General features: G+C 54.5%; 18 protein-coding genes. 8 read left to right on the plus strand and 10 right to left on the minus strand.

The annotated features are described in order from the left end of the window. Window positions 1-20 precede the first annotated feature (20 nt). From ACI9KD_RS00550 to ACI9KD_RS00565, 4 genes are all read left to right on the plus strand, one after another. Window positions 21-194 (plus strand): rubredoxin, encoded by a 174-nt coding sequence (locus tag ACI9KD_RS00550; RefSeq protein WP_414979183.1) that lies wholly within the window; start codon window positions 21-23, stop codon window positions 192-194. Between the two features lie 24 nt (window positions 195-218). Beyond that, entirely contained in the window at window positions 219-2012 is a 1794-nt protein-coding gene (locus tag ACI9KD_RS00555) for an aminopeptidase P family protein (protein WP_414979184.1), read from the plus strand. A gap of 77 nt (window positions 2013-2089) precedes the next feature. Further along, window positions 2090-3445 carry a sodium-dependent transporter gene (locus ACI9KD_RS00560; protein WP_414979185.1) on the plus strand — a complete coding sequence of 452 codons (1356 nt, stop codon included), beginning with the start codon at window positions 2090-2092 and terminating at the stop codon, window positions 3443-3445. A gap of 15 nt (window positions 3446-3460) precedes the next feature. Further along, on the plus strand, window positions 3461-4849 hold the full coding sequence (locus tag ACI9KD_RS00565; protein WP_414979186.1) for an alanine/glycine:cation symporter family protein: 1389 nt from the start codon (window positions 3461-3463) through the stop codon (window positions 4847-4849). 6 nt (window positions 4850-4855) lie between these two features. On the opposite strand, the gene cls is transcribed toward ACI9KD_RS00565, so the two are convergent. Continuing rightward, complete coding sequence (gene cls / locus ACI9KD_RS00570) at window positions 4856-6292, minus strand: cardiolipin synthase (RefSeq protein ID WP_414979187.1); 1437 nt, start codon at window positions 6290-6292, stop codon at window positions 4856-4858. Between the two features lie 123 nt (window positions 6293-6415). Between cls and ACI9KD_RS00575 the strand changes: the two genes are divergently transcribed. From ACI9KD_RS00575 to ACI9KD_RS00585, 3 genes are all read left to right on the plus strand, one after another. Beyond that, on the plus strand, window positions 6416-6679 hold the full coding sequence (locus ACI9KD_RS00575) for a hypothetical protein (protein WP_414979188.1): 264 nt from the start codon (window positions 6416-6418) through the stop codon (window positions 6677-6679). Window positions 6680-6694: 15 nt separating this feature from the next. After that, a complete protein-coding gene (locus tag ACI9KD_RS00580; protein ID WP_414979189.1) occupies window positions 6695-6841 on the plus strand; it encodes a hypothetical protein in 147 nt (48 codons plus the stop codon). Between the two features lie 380 nt (window positions 6842-7221). Further along, complete coding sequence (locus ACI9KD_RS00585) at window positions 7222-8400, plus strand: pyridoxal phosphate-dependent aminotransferase (RefSeq protein ID WP_414979190.1); 1179 nt, start codon at window positions 7222-7224, stop codon at window positions 8398-8400. A 22-nt stretch (window positions 8401-8422) separates the two neighbouring features. Here ACI9KD_RS00585 and ACI9KD_RS00590 read toward each other — a convergent pair whose 3' ends face one another. From ACI9KD_RS00590 to ACI9KD_RS00615, 6 genes are all read right to left on the minus strand, one after another. After that, window positions 8423-9517 (minus strand): S1C family serine protease, encoded by a 1095-nt coding sequence (locus ACI9KD_RS00590; RefSeq protein WP_414979191.1) that lies wholly within the window; start codon window positions 9515-9517, stop codon window positions 8423-8425. Window positions 9518-9522: 5 nt separating this feature from the next. Continuing rightward, window positions 9523-10245, minus strand: coding sequence for a DUF1499 domain-containing protein (locus tag ACI9KD_RS00595; RefSeq protein ID WP_414979192.1), 723 nt, complete (start codon window positions 10243-10245; stop codon window positions 9523-9525). A 42-nt stretch (window positions 10246-10287) separates the two neighbouring features. Beyond that, window positions 10288-11172 (minus strand): protease HtpX, encoded by an 885-nt coding sequence (gene htpX / locus ACI9KD_RS00600; RefSeq protein WP_414979193.1) that lies wholly within the window; start codon window positions 11170-11172, stop codon window positions 10288-10290. A 196-nt stretch (window positions 11173-11368) separates the two neighbouring features. Beyond that, a complete protein-coding gene (locus ACI9KD_RS00605; RefSeq protein WP_414979194.1) occupies window positions 11369-11719 on the minus strand; it encodes a hypothetical protein in 351 nt (116 codons plus the stop codon). A gap of 38 nt (window positions 11720-11757) precedes the next feature. Further along, window positions 11758-12465 carry a molecular chaperone DnaJ gene (locus tag ACI9KD_RS00610; RefSeq protein WP_414979195.1) on the minus strand — a complete coding sequence of 236 codons (708 nt, stop codon included), beginning with the start codon at window positions 12463-12465 and terminating at the stop codon, window positions 11758-11760. Window positions 12466-12487: 22 nt separating this feature from the next. After that, window positions 12488-13174: a hypothetical protein gene (locus ACI9KD_RS00615; RefSeq protein ID WP_414979196.1), complete on the minus strand. Its 687-nt coding sequence runs from the start codon at window positions 13172-13174 to the stop codon at window positions 12488-12490. Window positions 13175-13285: 111 nt separating this feature from the next. Here ACI9KD_RS00615 and msrA point away from each other — a divergent pair, with 111 nt between their 5' ends. Beyond that, window positions 13286-13942: a peptide-methionine (S)-S-oxide reductase MsrA gene (gene msrA, locus ACI9KD_RS00620; protein WP_414979197.1), complete on the plus strand. Its 657-nt coding sequence runs from the start codon at window positions 13286-13288 to the stop codon at window positions 13940-13942. 13 nt (window positions 13943-13955) lie between these two features. Here msrA and ACI9KD_RS00625 read toward each other — a convergent pair whose 3' ends face one another. The 3 genes from ACI9KD_RS00625 to rimO all read right to left on the minus strand — a co-directional run bounded on the left by ACI9KD_RS00625 (window position 13956) and on the right by rimO (window position 16700). Then, the gene (locus ACI9KD_RS00625) at window positions 13956-14399 is read right to left on the minus strand and encodes a CBS domain-containing protein (protein WP_414979198.1); all 444 of its coding nucleotides are present in this window, start codon (window positions 14397-14399) and stop codon (window positions 13956-13958) included. A gap of 190 nt (window positions 14400-14589) precedes the next feature. Continuing rightward, window positions 14590-15309, minus strand: coding sequence for a 16S rRNA (uracil(1498)-N(3))-methyltransferase (locus ACI9KD_RS00630; RefSeq protein WP_414979199.1), 720 nt, complete (start codon window positions 15307-15309; stop codon window positions 14590-14592). Window positions 15310-15314: 5 nt separating this feature from the next. Beyond that, a complete protein-coding gene (rimO, locus tag ACI9KD_RS00635; RefSeq protein ID WP_414979200.1) occupies window positions 15315-16700 on the minus strand; it encodes a 30S ribosomal protein S12 methylthiotransferase RimO in 1386 nt (461 codons plus the stop codon). Window positions 16701-16745 lie beyond the last annotated feature (45 nt).

Genomic DNA, 16745 nt, shown 5'->3' on the forward strand with positions numbered 1-16745 from the left:
TATCCGGAGACCAAAGCACTATGAGTGAAAAGTCCTTTCGTAAGTTTGAATGTATTGTCTGTGGCTTGATTTACGATGAGGCCGAAGGCTGGCCTGATGACGGTATTCCCGCGGGAACGCTTTGGGATGACGTTCCGGAAGATTGGTTGTGCCCAGACTGTGGTGTGGGCAAAGAAGACTTTGAGCAGATCTAATTCATAACGAGGACGGTGAACGAAATGGCAGCAGCGGGTCAGAAAGCGAATCTCGAATCTTTACGCAAAGAGCTCGCATCCCGCGGTGTGGATGCTTTTTGCATACCGCGAGCGGACGAGTATCTCGGTGAGTATATTCCTGCGCACAACGAGCGTTTGCGCTGGCTCACTGACTTCACCGGCTCTGCGGGTATGGCTGTTGTCACAGCAAAGGCGGCCGCCATTTTTACTGATGGCCGCTATACGGTTCAGGTGCGTCGTCAGGTTGACGGCGAGCAGTATCAATATCGTCGGCTGATCGAAGAGCCGCCATTGTCCTGGTTAACGGTAGAACTGGACGCGGGCAGCAAAGTTCTTATTGATCCGCGAATGTGTACTTTGGATTGGTACCAGCAAGCTCGAGACGTTTTGGGAGGGGCCGGTATTGAGTTAGTCCTGAGTATTGATAACCCCATCGATCGATGCTGGAAAAGTCGCCCCGAGGCCATGGTCGCCGAAGCTTTGCTCTTGGAGGAGTCCTTCACTGGGGAAAGCAGTCTGTCCAAGCGTAAGCGCTTGGGCAAACATATAGCCGATCTTGGTGCTGATGCGGCCTTGATCTTCGCCCCTGATTCTGTGAGTTGGCTGTTAAACGTACGCGGGCGCGATGTACCGCGTCTGCCTGTGCTTTTAAGCTGTGCGGTGCTTGAAGCCACCGGCAACTTACATTTGTTGGTGGACAAGCGACGAGTGCCTCAGGGCTTACATGACCATACTGGCGACGGCGTTTCGATCGTTGATGAGGAAGATGCTAGTCGGCTCCTAGGCGCCTGGGCGGGCAAGACAGTACTTGCAGATCCGGCGACGGCAAATGCCTGGACGCAGCTAAGCCTAGGCGAAGGTGGTGCCAAGCTGATCGCCTGCGAAGACCCGGTCCTGCTCCCCAAGGCTTGTAAGAATTCCGTAGAGGTTGCCGGCGCCCAGGAAGCACACCGTCGCGACGCGGTCGCCGAGATACGCTTCCTTGCCTGGCTTGACGCTGAGATATCAGAAGGTCGATACCATGATGAGGCTCTGGTGTCCGATCGCCTAGGTGCGTTTCGTGCCGAGGGAGCACTGTTCCACGAGCTTTCTTTTGACACGATCTCTGCTTCCGCATCCAACGGCGCCATGTGTCATTACAACCATCAAGACAATACGCCGGCACCATTACTCCCTGACAGTTTGTACTTAGTCGACAGTGGTGGCCAATATTCTGATGGCACTACAGATATCACGCGGACCGTTGCTATTGGCGTGCCGACTCAAGAGATGCGCGAGTTGTTCACCTTGGTTCTCAAGGGGCATATAGCGCTGGACCGGGCGCGTTTCCCCAGTGGTACTACAGGTACGCACCTGGATGCACTGGCGCGGCAGTTCCTGTGGCAGACCGGTCGTGATTATGATCATGGAACCGGGCACGGAGTTGGTGCATTTTTGAGCGTGCACGAGGGCCCTCAGCGCATTGGCAAAGCCTGGAACGCAACGCCGCTGGCTCCGGGGATGATCGTCAGCAACGAGCCCGGCTATTATCGGGATGGCGACTTTGGTATCCGCTGTGAAAATCTTTGCGTGGTGCGTGAGGCCGATACGAGCTCACAAGAGACTCCGATGCTAGAGTTTGACGCCCTGACACTGGTGCCTTTCGATAAGCGCCTGATCGAAGTCGCCTTATTGAGCAGGCACGAGATTGACTGGATCGACACCTACCACGCTCGTGTAGTTCAGGAGATCATGGGGCGCTTGGAGAATCCCAGTGACCGCGACTGGCTTGCCGCTGCTACGACCTCTCTCGCTTAGAGACGGTACGCACTTTGGCTGAAGCGCTGGGCGCTTTTGTGTAGACTCCGAGACTGATTAATCCTTGGAGTTTCATTATGGCGTCTGCCGGCGGTGCGAATTCGCACTGGACCTCGCGCTTCGCATTCCTTATGGCCTCTGTAGGGTTCGCCGTTGGCCTTGGCAATATCTGGCGTTTTCCCTATGTAACGGGTGAGAACGGCGGCGCGGCCTTTGTGCTTATCTATCTTGGCTGTGCCTTCCTTATTGGCGTACCGATTCTCATGGCCGAGCTGATGATCGGGCGTCGAGGCGACGCCGCGCCGCCGATTGCGATGGCGAAGGTCGCCAAGGAGAGCAAACGCAGTGCTCATTGGCGCTGGGTTGGCGGTATGGGCTTGCTTGCGGCGTTCACGATCGAGATCGTGTATTCAGTGGTCGTGGGCTGGGTGCTTTGGTACCTCTTCAAAGCGATTACCACCGGTTTTGCCGGCGTGGATGCGCTTAATGCTGAAGCTCAATTCGCGGCCGTACTCGCCGATAACTGGGGCATGCTGTTTTGGACACTGGTGGGTTTGGCAATCACCGGTCTGATTGTTTTCGCCGGTGTCAAGAATGGAATCGAGCGGGCAGTCACGATCATGATGCCGCTGATGTTCATTTTGCTACTGGTACTGGCTGGATTCAACTTCTTTGCCGGAGGTTTTTGGGAGGCGGTTGCCTGGTTGTTTACACCGGACTTCAGTAAGGTCACTTTTGCTACGGTGCTTGCTGCTATAGGCCAGGCTTTTTTCTCAATCGGTGTTGGTATGGGTGGAATGATGACCTATGGATCCTATTTGCCCCGAAGCATTTCTATCACTCAATCAGTCCTGATTATTGTGGTTGCGGATACTGCTGTAGCCCTTTTAGCCGGTTTGGTGATCTTTCCCGCCGTATTTAACTTCGGGCTTGATCCCGCCGCGGGCGCTGGATTGATATTCCAAACCCTTCCCGTAGCCTTTGCGCAAATGCCTGGGGGATACGTCTTCGCTGTGCTGTTCTTCGTGATGTTGGCAGTAGCGGGAATCACCTCTATGGTAGGGCTGGTTGAATCCGTCAATGCCTGGATTGAGGAGCACTATGGTATGCCACGGCACGTCAGTGCTCTGGTCGTTGTGGGCTCTGTTGCGGTTCTCAGCGTTTTGAGCATTTTGTCGTATAACGTCATGGACGGTTTACGTTTGGGCGATAGGAACTTCAACGACGTTATGGACTACTTCTCCAATCAGATTCTTCTGCCTTTGGGTGGCTTGTTTATCGCGATCTTTGCTGGTTGGTTTATGCGTAAGGAACACTCTAAAGAGGAGTTCGCTGCGCTTAGTGCTCCAGGATATGCGATTTGGTACTTTCTTATTCGCTATGTCGTACCGCCGGCACTCTTGATCATCTTTATCTTGGGCGTCATTGAGTAGACGCGAGGAAGCACTATGCTGTCAGTGTTGAGTGACCTTCTGTGGAGCAAAGTACTTGTCGTAATGCTAGTGGGCATTGGTTTGTACTTTACTGTTGCCTCGCGCTTCGTGCAGTTTCGATACTTTGGACGCATGTTCGCTGTATTGGGAACAGCCTTACACCACGAAAAGGGGCACGTCAGCTCGTTTCAAGCCCTGGTGGTGAGTGTCGCGGGCCGGGTAGGTGGTGGCAACATTGCGGGCGTAGCGGTTGCGATCACTCTAGGAGGGCCAGGCGCAGTGTTCTGGATGTGGGTCATTGGCCTCATGGGAATGGCGACGAGTTTCTTTGAATGTTCTCTGGCTCAGTTGTACAAGAGCTACGAGCCCGATGGTAGTTTTCGCGGCGGTCCGGCCTACTATCTCACCCGCGGGATCAATCAGCGCGGACTCGCAATTGTTTATTCGCTACTGCTGTTGATCACTTTTGGTTTTGGTTTCAATGCGGTTCAGTCCTATGTTGTGGCCACTTCTCTGGATGTTTCTTTCGGAGTTCCAACCTGGGTGAGCGGTCTTGGGCTGGTGGCTTTTCTGGGTTTTGTGATTTTCGGTGGCATCCAGAGAATAGCCTCCGTGTCTGAGATTGTTGTACCCATCATGGCTGTCAGCTACTTCGCTTGCGCGCTTCTCGTGATTGGTCTGAATATTCAGGATGTCCCTGCGGCCTTTGCAAGCATTGTTAGCAGCGCTTTTGGTCTGGACCCCGCGTTGGGAGGTGGCATTGGTGTGGCGATCATGCAGGGCGTTAAGCGAGGCCTGTTTAGCAACGAGGCGGGCTTGGGTAGCGCACCTAACGTGGCGGCAGTCGCTTTTGTGCCGCATCCTGCCAATCAAGGTATTGTTCAGGCCTTCAGTGTCTTCATAGATACAATTGTGATGTGCAGCTGTACGGCTATGATCATTCTGCTGTCTGACGTTTATCAGCCTGGTGACGCGAGCATCTCCGGAGTGGCCTTGACTCAGAATGCCTTGGCAGACCATTTGGGCGCTTGGGGCGGTAGCTTTGTAAGCATCGCGCTGGTGATGTTTGCGTTCAGCTCCATCATGTACAACTACTACCTGGGTGAGAACGCGCTTAACTATTTTAGTGAAAATAATCGAACGCTGTTTTCGGTGTTTCGCGTAACTGTTTTGGCTCTGGTGTTCTGGGGTGCGGCACAGGATCTCGGCACGGTGTTCGGTTTTGCTGATCTGACCATGGGTCTCCTGGGCGTCGTGAACCTTATAGGCTTATTGTGGATGTCAAAGCTGGCCTTACGTATTTTGAAGGACTACGACCAACAGTTGGCCGACGGTAAGGAGCCTCGTTTGCGCGCTGATGATTATGCAGACCTCGATATTGACCGCCGTGCCTGGCCCGACTGAAGGCCGCTATAAAACCGGGGACATCAATCGGGCTGCTGCCGTGGCCAAAGGGAACCAGAAGGGTTTTCTTGCCAACTCATCGACGGTTACGAGACGAGATTGACTAAAGTCAGTGAGCAACATGGTCTCGACTTCATCGCAGAACGCTTCATCGTGAACAAGCGCAGTGATTTCAAAGTTGAGTCGAAAAGAACGGTTGTCAAAGTTTGCCGTCCCCACACCCGCCAGCTCCCTGTCCATCAGTAGCACCTTTTGATGCATGAACGCAGGCTCATAGCGATATACCGCTACGCCGGCGGGCAGTAGTTCTCGCGTGAACGACCAGTTCGCAAGCCCCACGACAGGGCCGTCCGCAGTATCTGGAATCATCACGCGAACATCGACCCCTCGCAGCGCCGCAAGTTGCAATGCCGCAATAATTCCCCGGTCGGGAACGAAGTAAGGGCTGGCTATCCATATGCGATCCCTGGCCTGAGTAATAACCTGATGAAACATCAGTCCGGCCTCATCGAATTCACTGGCAGGATCCGAAGGGAATAGCAGCACTGAGCAGTTGCCCGGTGTGTAGCGCTCCACTTGCCAATTGATATCGAGTTGTTCTCGACGTGCCCATAACCAATCAGTGGCAAAGGTGAGCTTGGCACCGATAACGGCAGGTCCCTCCACTTTTACATGAGTGTCCCGCCAAGGTCCGCGCTTTTTGCTCTCTCCCAGGTACTCGATACCCACGTTGTGTCCGCCTATCCAGGCACTGGTGCCATCTACCACTACGACTTTTCGATGGTTGCGAAAGTTGATCTGGAATCGGTTGCGCCAGCCTTGTCGGGTGTCGAAAGCGGCAAGCTGTACACCCGCCTTCTGGAGTGTCCTATGCAGCTGGCTGCTTCCAAAGCTTCGAGAGCCCACCTCATCGTAGAGGAGGTAAACGCGGAGTCCTGCTTGGGCTCTTTCTGCAAGGACTGCACCCAGGCGTTGGCCTAGTGCGTCGTCTCGCAGAATATAGAACTGAAACAAGATGTACTGCTTCGCACTCCTGAGTCCGGCTTCGATACTGTCAAAGGTGGCATAACCGTCGATCAACAGCGTAACAGCGTTACCTCGCACGGTGGGAAGGCGAGCGAGACTGTGCAGGCTGCGATAAAACGCTGCGGATGTGTCGCTTGCTTGGAAGTCGAGGAGTTCGCTGCGGGGGATTTGTAGCCTCGCCTCAGCCTGGGCTTCGATCTGCGCTCGTTCCCGGATATAGCCGTCAAACTTGTTGCGGCCAAACACCAAATACAAAGGCACGCTGATGTAGGGAACAGCCAGTAGTGAAACTACCCAGGCAATGGAGCCCTGTGCGGTGCGTCCTTGAAGAAGCGCATCGACGGCGCTGGCAATTGCCATCACGTAGATGAGCGCGAGAACAATTCCGATAATCTCGGGACTATAGTTAAATTCCATATATTTATTCTAGCAGCGCAATGAGGGGCCGTGGCTAATAGAACTTGCACAAGCGTTCATCTGGTCTAGGCTGAAATGAGTCACGTATTGCGTGATCAAGCCGTGACCGAGAGGACTATAACAATGAAAAAGATACTAGTCGCATTACTCTTCTGTGTTCCGATGCTCGTCAGCGCACAGGATAGCTATGAGCAGGGGTCTTACTGGGGGGTAGCCAGTGTAGACACTAAGTCCGGACAGTTTGATGCCTACATGGATGATCTTAGCAGTCTGTGGAAAAAACAAATGGAGATGATGCAGAAAGCGGGAAAGGTGAAGAGTTACAAAATCTTCTCAAATGTTCATGCCCGGGTCGGTGAGCCTGATTTGTGGTTGTTTGTGGAGTAGGCATCAGCCGGCGCGATGATGGACACCAGTATGGAGGAGTGGGAGACGATGACGAAGAAGCTCACGGGTTCCATGGATAAGAGTCGTGACCTGAGTATGAAGCGAGGCGAAATCCGGTCGATTATGAGTGACATTTTGTTGCGCGAGTTGAACTTTCGATAAACCCTTCTGCGCCAAAACGTCGTTTTAAGGTTCGCTACCCGGGGTCAGAAGCTCCGGGTCTTTTTGCGCCTCAGCGCCAAGCACACCCTTATCTTCCCGAGGATAAGCACGTCAGTGTGTCTCCGGCGTATTTGCAGCGTCGCCAGCAGGTCATTGCTGAACTGTAGGCTCCTGTGTTGACGGTGTGGTTTCGCCGGGAATAAATTGGATCACCCCCAACACCAATAAAAACAGGCTTAGAAGAAGCCATTTGATACCACCTTTCATTCAGGTATTCCCCTCGCTCCTACCGCGTAATGAATTAGATTAGCACGCGCCGAAGCGAAGCTGACTCCTTGGCTGCGGTATAATTGTTCATCATTTAAATCGGTTGTTGCTGTATGTTTACTCCGAGGTATGCCCAAATTACAGAGCGTCTTTCCTCAGAAGACAGCGATGTCTGGGCTGTGCATGAGAAGGCGCTGGAGATGCAACGCAATGGCGTGGACGTCATCTTGTTGTCCGTGGGCGATCCGGATTTTCGAACCCCCGAACCCATCATCGACAACGCGGTAAGCCATCTGCGCGTGGGACGGACTCACTACTCGGCGTCCCTGGGCGAAATTAAGTTGAGACGCGCTGTTGCAGACCTCGAGACTCAGAGTTCACCACACCCTTGCACAGCCGATGAGGTGGCGATTTTTCCAGGTGCTACGTCAGCTATTTACGCTGTTCTATCTTGCCTCCTGAATCCTGGGGACGAGATCGTTGCGCCAGAACCAATGTACGTTGGATATAAGCCGATTTTTAAGGGCCTGGACCTGCAGCTTCGAACCATGCCCTTGGACGTGGGGCATAATTTTTCTTTGAATATTGAAGCGTTGAAATCGACGCTCACGGACAGAACACGGGTGTTGTTTATCAACACCCCAGGTAACCCCACGGGAGCAATTATCCCCGCAGCCGATATACGCGAGCTCGCGGCCTATTGTCTGGAAAAAAACATCTGGCTGGTATGTGATGAGGTCTATTCGATGTTCTGCTACGAGGGGAAACACATGTCTGCTCGGGCGAGTGCCGAGTGTCTGGACAATATTGTGATGATTGATGGCTTGTCAAAGTCGCACGCTATGAGTGGTTGGCGTGTCGGCTGGGTAGTGGCGCCATCGACGCTTATTAAGCGGCTTGGTGAGTATGCGGGTGCGACGCTGTTTGGCAGTCCTCAGTTCATTCAGGACGCCAGCGCCTTTGCTCTGGAGAACGATCAGCAGTACGTGCGAGAAATGCGAGACGAATATCGCGAGCGCCGGGACTACGTTTTGGACAAATTGTCGAAAGTGAAAAACATTCACTGCAGTCGACCCCATGCAGGCATGTTCATTATGTGCGATGTATCCGGCACCGGGTTGAATGGCAAACAGTTTGCAGAGAAGTTGCTGGAAGAGCAGGGCGTGTCAGTTATTCCCGGCGATGCGTTTGGGCCATCCGCAGAGAACTTTGTGCGAATGGGCCTGGCGCAAAATCGTTCGGTACTTAAACGCGCCTGTAAACGTATCAAACATTTTTGCGCATCGCTTTAGCGAGGTAAAGGTCGTTCCGAGTTCATTGAGATTCGGTGAGTCTAACGTCCAGTTCCAGCTCCGCATCGCCGCGAAGGGCATGCACTGAGATAATGTCTCCGGCCTTATGGTCTTCCATAATGGTGAGGTAATCATCGTGGTTGTTGGTGGGTTTTCCATCTATCGCCATGATGATGTCACCGATCCTCAAGTCACCTCGAGAGCTGCGAGAAATGCCTCGTAGTCCCGCTTCGGCTGCAGGCAGGCCTGGGAACACCCGCACTACAGGCAGGCCTTCGATTCCGAAGCGGCGACGCCAGCGATCACTTGCCAGCTCGAGTCCCATAATGGGCCGCAGTATCCTGCCGTAGCTGATGAGCTGTGGCACAACCTCTTTAACCGTATTTACAGGAATAGCAAAACCAATGCCTGCGCTTGCGCCACTGGGACTATAGATCGCGGTGTTGACGCCGATAAGTTGTCCCAGAGAGTTAAGTAGTGGCCCGCCGGAGTTCCCCGGATTAATAGCGGCGTCTGTTTGTACGACGCCGCGTATCTGACGTCCGCTCGGTGCGCGAATTTCTCTTCCTAGCGCGCTGACAACGCCCGTCGTTAGCGTTGTATCCAAGCCAAAAGGGTTTCCTATGGCAAGCACTTTTCTACCGACGGAAAGTTCGGTGGAGTCGCCAAGGGGTAAAGTTGTCAGGTCTTTTGGGGGCTCCAGAAGCCGCAGTACTGCCAGATCTTTCTCCGGAGCACCGCCAATGAGCTCGGCTATATAGCTGCTGCCGTCTTGCAGGGTCACCCGCATGCGGTTCGCATCCGCTACCACATGGTAGTTAGTGACGATCAGGCCACTGGCATGCCATATAAAACCCGACCCCGACCCTTTGGGTATTTCCATGACGTCCAGAGAAAATCGACTACGTCGGCGCAGGGTGGTGGTGGTCACATAGACTACCGCTGGACTGGCCTTACTGAAAATCTCTGTGCTGTTGGCTTCGTCTTCGGTGGCAAAGCTCAGGTAGTCGGTTGTCTCAGGCGCAGCGCTTGCGCCGGGAGTCAGCAACAGCAGCGGAAGAATCGCCTTTAGCAAGGCAGCCCTCAGCGATTTAGAGCCTGACAATCCGAACAACATCAGAGTTAGCCCTCTGCAGCCGCCTGAAATTCAGACATAAAGCGGCGAATGCGATTAGCGTTCGCGCCCAGATCACTCACGCCAACTCGCGATACGGAGCGCATGTCAACCAGACTGCCTTCAGCGTTAGTACGCACGCGAACCACTACGTCGTCTTTAAAGTTCATGATCGATGTCGTGTCTACCGCTTCTATCACCCCAGCGTTGGCGTCTTCTGTCACGATTTCCCACCCCATGCCTCTGGCAGTAGTGAGTGCGATGTTATAGCTGCTGGCGTAGGAGCGAGGGCTCTGCAATGTCTGCAGGTCCGGGTATGCGGCGAGTTGCTGCTTGATCACTTCGTCTGTGAGGTCCAGCGGATTGCTGTTGTCGCCGCGAAGATTCACGATTTGCTCAAAAGCAGGAGGGTCTTGCAGGTCAGTAGCGATATCGTGAATCGGCGGCACGTCTCGAGCCTGCATGGCCATGAGCAAAAGCACAGCGCCGGGCACAGCGGGCAATGCACGTTTGAGCACGCTCATGCGCTCACCGCGCCAGCGGGGGATAAGGCTTTGTATGGCCATGACTACCAGGATAATCAGGCTCAGCAGGCAAGCAATGGCGTACAGCATGAGTCCCTGCTGCCAGTTGCCACTACGTACTACAAATACAGAAACTGCCAGCACCGCAAAGAAAAACAAGGCGATGTATCCAGGCCAACGTATCCACGCTGAAGTATTGTCACTCATGGTTCTTGCCTCTCGATAGTTAAACGGTGTGTTATTCGTAGTCTAGGCGCCGCTGCGCAGCGCCGCTATTCGTTGATCAAGGGGAGGGTGAGAGCTATACAAGGCTTTGATGCCTTGTTTTGCAGTCTCACTGATGCCAAAAGCAGTGAGCTCTCCCGGAAGATCCTGTGGCGTGTTTTGGTTTCCCTGTAGTCGCTCCAGTGCAGCGATCATATCGCCCCGACCTGCAAGGTTGGCGCCCGCCGCATCTGCGCGAAACTCCCGCCACCGAGAGAACTTGAAGACGATCATGCTCGCAAGCATCCCCAAAAGGATTTCTGCAACGATGCTGACCACGAAGTATCCAATACCGAAGCCACGCTCAGTCTTGAACACCACCCGATCTACGGTATGGCCGATGATTCGTGCAAAGAACATGACGAAGGTATTCACCACGCCCTGAACCAAGGTCAGTGTCACCATGTCGCCATTGGCGACGTGGCCGATTTCATGTCCGATGACGGCACGTATTTCGTTCGCAGGAAAGTGCTTCAGCATGCCGGCGCTAATAGCTACCAAAGCCGCGTTCTTGTTCCAACCGGTGGCAAAGGCATTAGGCCCCTCGGAGGGGAAGATACCCACTTCGGGCATACCTATTCCAGCTTCTTGCGCAAGCTCTGCCACGGTGTCAACCAACCATTTTTCGTCACGGTTACGCGGTGTTTCGATGATGTAGGTGCCGGTGCTGCGTTTGGCCATCCATTTTGACAGGAACAGCGATACTAGAGAGCCGCCCATGCCAAAAAGACCGCAAAACACCAAGAGGGCCTTAAGATCCAGATCCACGCCATTGTCTGCGAGAATGCCTTGAAAGCCGAGCATAGTGAAGACCGTGCCTACCAAGATAAGTACGGCAAAGTTAGTCGCAAGAAACAGCAGAATGCGCATGCTTAAGTACCTGTATCAAGCCTAAGGTGTTTCCTGATTCACAGGAGAACACTGGAATAACGGTCAGTCCGCAAACCAACCCACTAGGCAAAGTAGTGGGGGCGGCCAGCCGAGTTTCAAGTCACATATGCGAGCCGATGTCAGTACTTAGTAGCGGCTGTGGAAGATCAGACTGCGGTACTTATGGGGGGTTCCGTTACATCGCGGTCTGTTGCGCTGCTTCCTCAGCGCCTTCGTCGAGCCCGCCTTCGTTGGCGGCCGCAAGACGTGCTTCCTCAGCGCGTTTCGCGGCGGTCTTTTCGGCAAGCGTTGGTGTCAGGTGAGCGCTCGCCTCGACTGCGGGTTCTTTGCGAGCGTCTAAATCACAGGCAAAAACCTCTCCTCGAAGCTCAATATCCTTCGCGCTAAGTTCAACCAATTGATTGACGGCTTCATCGTGATGTTTGATTTTGAGCAGGCGCTGGGGTTCTCGGCCATCGACCCACTCTCCAGCTCGAGTCCAAAACTGGCCTAATTGATTTCGGATGACGAACACTCCATCACTCATGCTGCTGAATTTCCCTTGTATCGTGTTGTGTGAACGCGTCAGTCCTGGGTGAGCAGGTCTTTGGCTTGATTGATTTTAGCGGCGAGGTAGTCTGAGCCACCGCGGTCAGGGTGAAGCTTTTGCATGAGCTTGCGATGCGCATCGACGATCGCGTCGCGATCTGCGGCATCGTCTAAGCCCAGTATTTCGAGGGCTTCTTTTCGACTCATCCCGCCCGCGTCCGGGGGTACCTGAGCGCCGTCGTCTTGAGGCGCGTCCTGAAAACGTTGCTCGAGATAGCCTTCCAGAAGTTGCAGTGATTCAGAATCGTTGCTTTCGCAATATTGTCGCAGGGAATCGAGCTGCTCTCGATCCATTTCGTTTAGCAACCAGCCTTTGAACGGGCCATCAAGGACTTCACCCGACAGTGCACCGCTCTCGTGATTCAGATGCATACGCAGGAAGCGTGTCGTTACCGTGGATTGTTTAGCGGCGCCCGCGCCCTGAGACTTAAGTGAGGAGAGCATAGGGAAAAGACGAACAAGTATGGGTAGCGATTGCCTGGCTGCGACCAGAAGGCCTGTGATCGCAGCGCCGATCCAGTGCATTTTACCTGCAAGTGTCAGTAGAACCACGGCCACCACGGCTACGCCAAGACCGAGCTTGAAGTATTCGCCGCGCCGAAGGTGGGGAGGCATGGCGGCTACACGCCGGAGCAATATGTAAACAACCGCAGCAATGGCCAGCAGAAGTATCAGTTTAGGCATGAAGGTCTCGTTTTCCCTGAATCTAACGCTTTAGCTGCTTGAGAAGGCGCTGAGCACCTGCGGTCGGATTGCTTTCCAGAGCCTTCCGGCCCCCGGCGGCATAACGAGCGACGGCTCCGAGTAGGTCACGTAGCCGCTGCGCGCTTTGGTGGTCAAAATATTCATAAGCACCCCCGCTGATTTTCGCCATTTTTTCGAAACAATGCCGCGCGTCGAGAGCATTACCTTCTTGAAAAATAAACAACGGTAGAGATTGGAGCCGACATTGTCCGGCCAACTCTTGTAACACGGTGCCGTTTTCTTCGACGGCGTCGCCGATGAACACCAGTGCCTTGGCGTTCACAGCGGACTGTTGCTTTAACACCGCCCGCAGCAACCTCGCAATCTGCGTGCGCCCCGCGGCACATTGAACCTGACTCATACGTTTGGCAAGCGTTGGCGCGTCGCTTTGCCAGTCATCCAGATGTAGCTCGCCCAGACCCCGATAATACGCAAGCTGAATAGCCAGCGATGAAAGGTCTCCCGTGGCGCGAAACATGTCCGCCTGAAGCTCACAGGCCAAATCCCAGGTAGGTTGCCGGCTTGCCGTCGCGTCGATAGCAAACAGGAGTCTCGATCGTCCGGCACTAAAGCGCTGAACGCTCCGCGCGCGCTGTAAAAACGCACGAACTTCGCCGGAACTGGCTTGTTCAGCGGGAGGGCGAGGCATCGTTGAAGTGAACCGACATGATGTGAGAATGGTATACCCTTGTAGTCGAGGCTCCAAGCGAGTTTGCTGATTTCAGTACGCGGCCTCTATTCATGCAGATGGAGAATGTAGGTGAAACTGTTCGAATTGCGTAAGAAGCATGCTCTGCCCGACGCCCAGAGCGCGCTACCGGGAAGAGATACTCCGCTGGCGGTCGCCGAGCGTCATCAGGTCCTGGATGCCCCTATGCGAGGGCCCTTTCCTGCGCCGATGCAGCAGGTGGTTTTCGGAATGGGGTGTTTCTGGGGCGTTGAGCGCCTCTTTTGGCAGCGAGAAGGTGTGTTTACTACTGCCGCGGGCTACGCAGGAGGTCACACCCCCAACCCTGGCTACGATGAAGTGTGCTCAGGGCGAACTGGTCATACCGAAGTGGTCCTGGTGGTTTTTGATCCCGCACGCGTCGCCTTTGACGATCTATTGCGAATTTTTTGGGAAGGACACAATCCTACGCAGGGGATGCGTCAGGGTAACGATATGGGGACCCAGTATCGATCGGCTATCTATGTGAGCGATGAGACTCAGCTGACTGCGGCAAAGGACAGCATGGCGGCGTATCAGTCGCAGCTCGATGATTCGGGTTACGACGGTATTACGACTGACATTGATATGGCCGGCCCGTTCTACTATGCCGAGGATTACCATCAGCAGTATCTGCACAAAAATCCCGCCGGGTACTGCGGTCTAGGCGGCACCGGCGTGACCTGCCCCATTGGGCTTGGCGTGGCTTGAGCCTGACGGATGGCTAGAAGTCGTCTTCGGGTTCAACCATTTCAAGTTGTTCCATCAGGACGATAGCGACTTCAAGAAAGTCTGAGTCCGTAATAATGCCAACGAGTTCGTCGTCCCGCATGACGGGTAGGCATCCCAGGCGTTGTTTGCGTAAAAATCCTGCGACGCTGCGTAGTTCGGCATCTTCGTTGACGGTCTGTACCGGTGAACTCATTACCGCTGATAGCGCTACGTAGTTCTCTTTACCGCCAGCCAACATGTCTTCGTGTACCAATCGAGAGTCGCTCGCCGCTAGCAGGTCGCGATGAGACACCATGCCGATGACATTGCCATCATTGGACACGATGGGAATATGCCGGATGTGGTGCTCACGCATAAGAGAGGCGGCTTTTGTGAGGCTGTCGTCCGGCCTCAGGGTATAGGGTTGGGCGGTCATTACTTCTGCAACACTTAACATGGTGAATCCTCAGCCTCGTTGCGGGTTGCTCGCGGCATCCTTGGGCTCCTGAGAGCTAACAACCGTTTCCGGTACTTCAGGCGCCAAGTCTGGCGAGGGGGTCACCAAAATAGAGAATAGAGCGGGGGAGGGAATTGATCCGCGTCAAGGATCGGCGCTTTAACAGCGGTGAATGCTGCGGGACCTGCGCCTAATTCAGCAGTGTCAGATGTCGCCCGACAGCGCAGTGTAGGGCGGTCTCCACGCGGAGCATGCGCGGACCCAGCCCAACACATCGGGCGCCGGCTTGTTGGATCAATTCGCGTTCAAAAGGAATGAAACCACCTTCGGGGCCCACGACAAGCAAGCTTGGTGCTGAGGGGGCTTCGGGATAGCTGTCCTTGGCCCCAAGGTCCGCGAGTAAGGCATCTCGGCCCTGGCAAAGACCAGGCAGGCTGTCTTCGGCAAAGGGGCGAAACCTCCGGTGTAGACTCACCTTCGGCAGTGCTGTGTCCATGGCTTGCTCCAGACCAGCAATCAGAGCCTCATGGAGTGCTTCACTTTGCAAAAGAGGGCTCTGCCAGTAGCTTTTTTCAACGCGAAAACTGTTGATCAGATGGATTTCTTTGACGCCCGTCTCTGCAAGGCCACGCAAGATTCTACGCAGCATCTTCGGCCGCGGTAGGGCCAGCACCACGCTCAGCGGTAGAGGAGCGGGGGGGGCTTCGGTCAGAGAAATATCGATTATTGCCAGGCCGGAGTCTATGGATCTTACAATACCCAAGCCGACCTCACCCTGTAGTTCTCCGACTCGAACCTTGTCGCCGACCTGGAGTTTTAGGATCTTGTTCAGATGCTGGACACGACGGCCGCGCAGTTTCAACTGCTGATTGGAGTCCAGTTCATCCGTCTCAAAGATCAGCAGATTCACAGCGACTAATCGATCCAGAGGTCGTATTCATCGGCGTGGGATACTGTACCGCGCACCCAATCTCCGGGCCTTAAGTCAGAGGCGCCGAGGATGTGCACCCGCCCATCTATCTCCGGAGCATCAGCACTGGAGCGGCCGATGGCACCTTGATCGTCCACGGTGTCGATGAGGACTTCAATTTCGCGTCCCACGCGAGCCTGAAGCCGCTTTGCACTGATGGCCTGCTGGCGAAGCATAAATCTGTCATAGCGCTCTTGCTTGAGTTCTTCAGGAACGTGATCTGCAAGTTCATTCGCTGCGGCGCCCGTGACGGGGGAGTACTGGAAGCAGCCCACGCGATCCAGTTGCGCCTCGTCGAGAAAGCTCAGTAATTCTTCGAACTCTGCATCGGTCTCGCCGGGGAAGCCCACAATAAAGGTGCTGCGCAGTGTGATATCAGGACACTGTGTTCGCCAGTTGTTGATACGGTTAAGCACTTTTTCTGTAGCCGCGGGGCGCTTCATGCGTTTGAGAACGGCATGGCTAGCATGCTGAAAAGGGATATCCAGATAGGGAAGGATTTTGCCTTCCGCCATTAATGGGATCACTTTGTCCACATGGGGGTACGGATAGACATAGTGCAGGCGTACCCATACGCCGAGCTCGCCCAGTGCAGCGCAGAGACTCTCCATACGTGTCGACAAAGGGCGGCCCTGCCAGAATCCCGTGCGGTACTTCAGGTCCACGCCATAGGCACTGGTGTCCTGAGAGATTACTAGTAGTTCCCGAACGCCTGAGCGCACGAGTGCTTCGGCTTCATCCATGACGTCACCGATGGGCCGACTAACCAGGTCTCCGCGCATGGACGGAATGATGCAAAAGCTGCAGCGATGATTGCAGCCCTCGGAGATCTTCAGATAAGCGTAGTGACGCGGCGTCAGCCGCACTGCGGATGTGGGTATAAGGTCGGTGAATACATCCCGAGGTGGGGGCGCAGGCACGTATTGGTGAACCGCGGCGACCACCTCCTCATAGGCAGCCGGTCCCGTGACCGAAAGTACCTTTGGGTGTTCGGCACGAATGCGCTCGGCATCCGCGCCTTTGCCCATGCAGCCGGTAACAATGACGCGACCATTTTCGGAGATCGCTTCGCCGATAGCCTGAAGAGACTCTTCCTTGGCGCTGTCGATAAAGCCGCAGGTGTTGACCACGACGAGTTCCGCGTCAGCATAGCTTCCAACGATGTCATAACCGTCCAGCTTGAGTTGCGACAGAATCCGCTCGGAGTCCACCAATGCTTTTGGGCAGCCCAGGCTTATAAAACCTACCTTACTGTTACTCGCGCTGGGCTTGTTCACGTTGTTCTTTTCTTCGGCGCTGTTGGCCGAAATGTTGCCGGGATCAGAAGACATAAAATTGATCGATTCGCAAAAAGCGCGAAGGGTAGCATGGTCGGC

The sequence above is a fragment of the Congregibacter sp. genome (assembly GCF_047617445.1).
In the GTDB taxonomy this organism is placed as follows: Bacteria; Pseudomonadota; Gammaproteobacteria; order Pseudomonadales; family Halieaceae; genus Congregibacter.